3 protein-coding genes are annotated in these 5,025 nt (G+C 52.3%); all 3 read right to left on the reverse strand.

All coding sequences use genetic code 11. The features are described 5' to 3' along the window. Positions 1-367 precede the first annotated feature (367 nt). Complete coding sequence (gene modD, locus QM579_RS12960; protein ID WP_414999550.1) at positions 368-1,243, reverse strand: ModD protein; 876 nt, start codon at positions 1,241-1,243, stop codon at positions 368-370. Positions 1,244-1,528: 285 nt separating this feature from the next. Continuing rightward, positions 1,529-3,622 (reverse strand): methyl-accepting chemotaxis protein, encoded by a 2,094-nt coding sequence (locus tag QM579_RS12965; RefSeq protein WP_414999551.1) that lies wholly within the window; start codon positions 3,620-3,622, stop codon positions 1,529-1,531. A 518-nt stretch (positions 3,623-4,140) separates the two neighbouring features. Next, positions 4,141-5,025, reverse strand: an 885-nt coding sequence (locus QM579_RS12970) for a DbpA RNA binding domain-containing protein (RefSeq protein ID WP_414999552.1), incomplete at its 5' end; no start/stop codon positions are given.

Here is a 5,025-nt window from a genome sequence, read left to right on the forward strand (position 1 = left end):
GTCTACTCCTGCTTCAAAAAAAGATCGCGCCTTGCCAAACGAAATAACTGCGCGTTTCCAGGAGGCTCTTTAATCAGTGCTTCCCTAGGAATGTCTGGTTTGAAATGATCGCAGCTGTTTGCGTTTAAACCGTTGCGGATAAACAGGGCAGGCGAGATCTGCTCGCCGTAGCACGGTTACTTCAAGCCTTGCCTGGCATGTGCTGCCAATACCCGGATACGTTTCTACAAAAGTTCGTATAAAAAACGAGGCCCGTGCAGAGAGAGCATATTCTCTTTGCGCGGGCCTCGCGTATCACTCAGGTTCGGCAGATTCCGTTGCCAGCAGCAATCTGGGGCAGCGGAAACAACCTGTTGGAACACCACACCTAGCTGTCGCCGTCAGATTCCATAACTACTTTTATATCTGCAGGTTTGCCAAAGTAGGGCCAGGTTGTGACCAGAACGTCCACGCCAGTGGCGGCGTATTCCGCAGCATTTTCGCCCGTGATGCCCCCGGCGGCCAGTATGAGAATGTCAGGGCGTGTGCCCCGCAATGCGCCGACAGTGGCAGCCAGACTCTCGCAGGTGAATTTTTCGCACTGAACCATATCTATTCCGGCGGAGGTCACCAGCAGTGCGTCTTCAAGCGAATCCACCTCGGCAGAAAGCTTTTTTTCCGGCATGCGGGCTCGCAAATTTTGTACCTGCCGGGCAAAAAATTCCATTGGCGTCTGCTGCCCGCCCTTGGCAAAAAACTGCAAATGCTGGGCAAAAACCAAAATGGAATCGGAGAGATTTTGACGGTGAATGGACGCGCCGCCGTCTATTGCCGCCTCAAGGCACAGGGCTTTGGCGCCGGGAAAACTTTTGCGCGTTACTGCTACCTGCACACCGGGGCGCACGGCAGAGGCGCGCTCAACCATCAGCGCACAACGCCTTGCAATGCCAGACATGTATTCCAAAACAGTCTGGCTTATCTTCCAGCCGCGGTGCAGTGCCGCCGCAGATCCTCTTGCCTCAAGAAAAACCTCATCGGCTTCGGCAGTGTCGCCGTTATTGATCTGTCGTGTGACGGAAAGCCCGCAGCGCAGCAGCAATTGCTCTGCTTCTTCCACGCCGCTGATGACTCCCTGTTGACGGGGGCTGAAAAACATAGCCCCTGTCTGGGGACCAATCCCCAGTATTTCAACCGTCATATCCGGGCCGGGGCAATCATCGGCCAGCAGGCCGTCAAACCATGATGAAGACTTGGAGATATGCATGAGGCCTGCCTTTTGTTGTGGGGTAGCCAGGGCGTAAGGAGAAAGCAGGGTGCATGAAACACACCCTGGCAATGGCTGATTTGCCATTGCTTGCGGAAACCGTAGCGTAAAAAATATACTTTCGCCAGCGGGGACAGTGGCATTGCCTATTTGACCTGAATGCCGGAAAAGCGCGTCGGAGCGGTAAACTACGGATGGTATGAAACCGTAGATCAAGGTAAGAGGCAATGAAAAGACCCCCTCATTGGTGCAGGGGGTCTGGTTGTTCTTCGGGAAAACAGCGGCTTATCCCCGCTTCATTTCGGCGATAAGCTGGTTGAGTGTCTGCGCTTGCCGGGCCAGTTCAGTCACGGCCTGCGCAGCTTCACCCATAGCCTGTGCTGACTGGGTGACCATGTCGTTCACTTGTGAGATTGATTGATTTATCTCTTCACTGGCGGCGGACTGTTCCTCACTGGCCGTGGCGATAGCGCCTACCTGATCTGCCGTGGCTTCAACATTGGTAACTATCTGCCGCAAGGCATCACCAGACTGACTGGCAAAGAGGGTCGCTGTTTCCACTTCGTGCAAGGCTTTGTCCATAGCGGCAACACTTTGGGAAGCGCTTTCCTGAATAGAGGATATGGCGCTGCCAACATCGTTTGTAGAAGCCATCGTTTTTTCAGCCAGCTTGCGCACCTCGTCTGCAACCACGGCAAATCCCCGGCCAGCATCCCCGGCACGGGCCGCTTCGATAGCGGCGTTAAGCGCCAGCAGGTTGGTTTGATCCGCAATGTCCGAAATGACGTTCATGATGCGGTTGATGGCCTGGGCATGGTCATTGAGCTTTGACATGTCGGTCTTGAGCTCCAACGATACCTTATGCACCTGATCGATACTTTTCAGGGCGCTTTGTACTATCTTTGCCCCATCTTCGGCGTTGGCTCTGGTTTCCGTTGATACTGATGCGGCAGAAGAGGCGTTGCGGGCAACCTCCTGCACGGTGGCGTTCATTTCGTTCATGGCAGTAGCTGCTTCGCCCAGGCGTTGGGCTGATTCAACAGCGCCGCGGTCAGATTGCTCTATCTGGGCAGAAAGCTGGCTTGAGGCGGAAGAAATAATGGACACGACACCTTCCAATTGGCCAGCGGCGGCCAACATGCCTTCGCGTTTGGCGTTCTCGGCCTGATGGGCTGCCTCTTCGGCCCGCAGGGTGGCCTGGTGTGCGGCCTCTGTGGCCTGTTCTGCTGCCAATGTTTTCTGGTCGCTCTCTTCAAGCAGGGTTTTGATGTTGCCCATCATGTGCCCCATCCCCTGGCCAAGAACACTGAATTCATCCCTGCGGTTTTGTGCCTGCGACAGCAAACGTGTTTCTGCCGGGTCGGTTTCAAGTCTGCCCCCAGCTACAGCGTTCGCCATGTTGGAGAACCCGCGTACCATATGCGCTATACCGCGCGCCGAGAAAATGATCATAAAACCGACAATCAGAACGCATACTGCGGCTACCAGCAGGGCATTGGTAAACATTCTGTGTACCGGTGCCAGAATTTCACTGCGGTCAAGCTCAAGGCCGATGATCCAGTTTTCTTCAGGAAGTTCCTGAAAATAGATGAATTTTGCCTCTCCTTTGTTGTCTGCATAATCAACACGGCCATGCTTTGCCGTCATCATCTCGCGTACATGAGGCTTGTTGCCGTCTTGGCGAGTGAGTGCTTTCGGGTCTGGGTGCATAACCATTTTTCCGGCCATATCATAAATAAATGCAAATCCCTTTTCACCCACCTTGACGAGATTGGTTGTGTCGTCGGCAAGGTTGCTGTTGCTGATACCGACAGAGATGACGGCCACGATTTTTTTGTTACGTTCGACTGGAACGGCAATAACTGTTGTAGGTTGCCCGGTTGTGGCGCTTATAACATCAACGATGCTTGTTTTGCCCTTCAATGCTTCGATAAAATATGAACGCTGGGAAAAATCGGTTCCTACAGATTTGCTTGGCCCTGTTTGGCCGCTAACATGATGTGCAATGACTTTACCATCCAGAGCAATAAGCGCGCTGTAGGAGATGTTGTCGCTAACATCGGTGAATTCCTGCAACGCAGTATCCGCCGCGAGTGCTTGTGGCGAAGAGAGCGCTTCAGCTTCGCCAGTGCTGTACCTGTTTATGTACTGCGTGATTCTGTTGTTTTGAGCCACGATGCCAAGGGAATCTTTCAATCCCATAAGGACAGCGTGGATACCTGATGCCTGGGTTTGCAGTACTATTTTCATGTCAGTTTCTATCTGTTCGCGCAGAATTTTTTCTGACATTTTGTAGCTTACGCCTGCGAGCAGCATCAAACCAAGAACCGCCGGAACAAGAATGAAAAGAATCATTTTGGCCAACAAACCAAGTTTCATGCACGCTCTCCTTATGAATAATAAACAATAGTATAGGGTTATCTGTATCAATCCTTGCAGACGACAGATTAATGGGCTCTATAGTACCCATTAAAACGTAAGAAAATATACTTCGATTGATATACTCTTCGGTTATCTAACTATTTTGATTATGGATTTATTGAGAAAAATATCATAAATTCGAGAAATTTTACGATAAGTATATGTTATTTCATGATATTTAATACATAATTTTTTATAGTATTCTCTGGGGGCAGAAGGTGTTTGCTTTGTGCTGTTACAGTTTTCGGTTCAGCTATTATGTAAATAATATAGTAAAATTGCTATGTTATTGTTGATGGTGGGCTTCGTGCTGCTTCAAGTAAGCACAGGTGAAAATTGAGAATACGAGTGAGAAACTTGAAAAGTTTCAATGCGCTATTGGTGAGCTCGACGCAAGGGGCTTTAAAACAAGACCGCCCGCCCCTTTTAATCGGGGCGGGCGGTCTGTTAGCATGTGCTATATGAAAAGAGCGCTGCTAGTCGTCGTTATCTCCCAAAAAACCGCGCGGTTTTTTGCCATATCTGGCAGGCGGCTGGCGACGTGCACCTGGGGCACCGGGCTTGCGGGGACGGGGAGTTCCCGGTCTGCCACTGTCCATTTTCGCAGCCACGCGCGTTCCCGCAATGAAAACGCCTCTGTTGAGCACAGACATCACGTCTTCCGCCATATCCGAAGAGATTTCTACCAGGCTGAAACCTTTCTGAATGCTGATCGCGCCTATGTGGCGGCTGGAAATACCAGTCTCACCAGTGATGGCCCCGACCAGTTCGCGGGGGCTGACCTTGTTCATGTGCCCCACGTTGACGTGGAGCTTAGTCATGGGGCCGTCATTTTCGCGGCGTTGCGGCTTTGTGCCAGGCCGGGCAGCATCCCGTCTGTCAAACGAGCCTTCGTTTGCGGGGCGACGGGGGGGCATGGCCAGAGGATCCTGTTCAGAAGCTTTGTCCTGATCGCCAAAATCTCTCTGCATCAAAAGCTTGAGCAGGGCGGCTGATACGTCTCGATTGGTGATTTCACCATCGGGAAATTGCGCGGCCAGAAATTCTTCCACCAATACCAGCCAGCGCTCCAGCGTTCCACTTTCGAGAGTCTGACGTACTTCATCCAGCAGGCGGGACGTACGGATGCTGTCCACGTCGCGCAGGCTTGGCAGACGGCCTTCAGTAATGCGCGCCTTGGTAAAGCGGATGATGTCGCGCATCTTGTAATGCTCGCGCATGGTCACAAAGGTGAAAGCGCTGCCAACCCGTCCAGCGCGCCCGGTGCGGCCAATGCGGTGTACATATTTTTCTACATCGTGCGGGATGTCATAGTTGACGACGGCGTCCACGTCATCCACGTCCAGGCCGCGCGCGGCAAC

The sequence above is a fragment of the Desulfovibrio sp. genome, from assembly GCF_047607245.1.
Lineage (GTDB): Bacteria > Desulfobacterota > Desulfovibrionia > Desulfovibrionales > Desulfovibrionaceae > Desulfovibrio.

Excerpts from the sequence above, each read along its gene's own strand:
- modD (WP_414999550.1), bottom strand. The coding sequence starts at position 1,243 with ATGCATATCTCCAAGTCTTCATCATGGTTTGACGGCCTGCTGGCCGAT.
- QM579_RS12965 (WP_414999551.1), bottom strand. The coding sequence starts at position 3,622 with ATGAAACTTGGTTTGTTGGCCAAAATGATTCTTTTCATTCTTGTTCCG.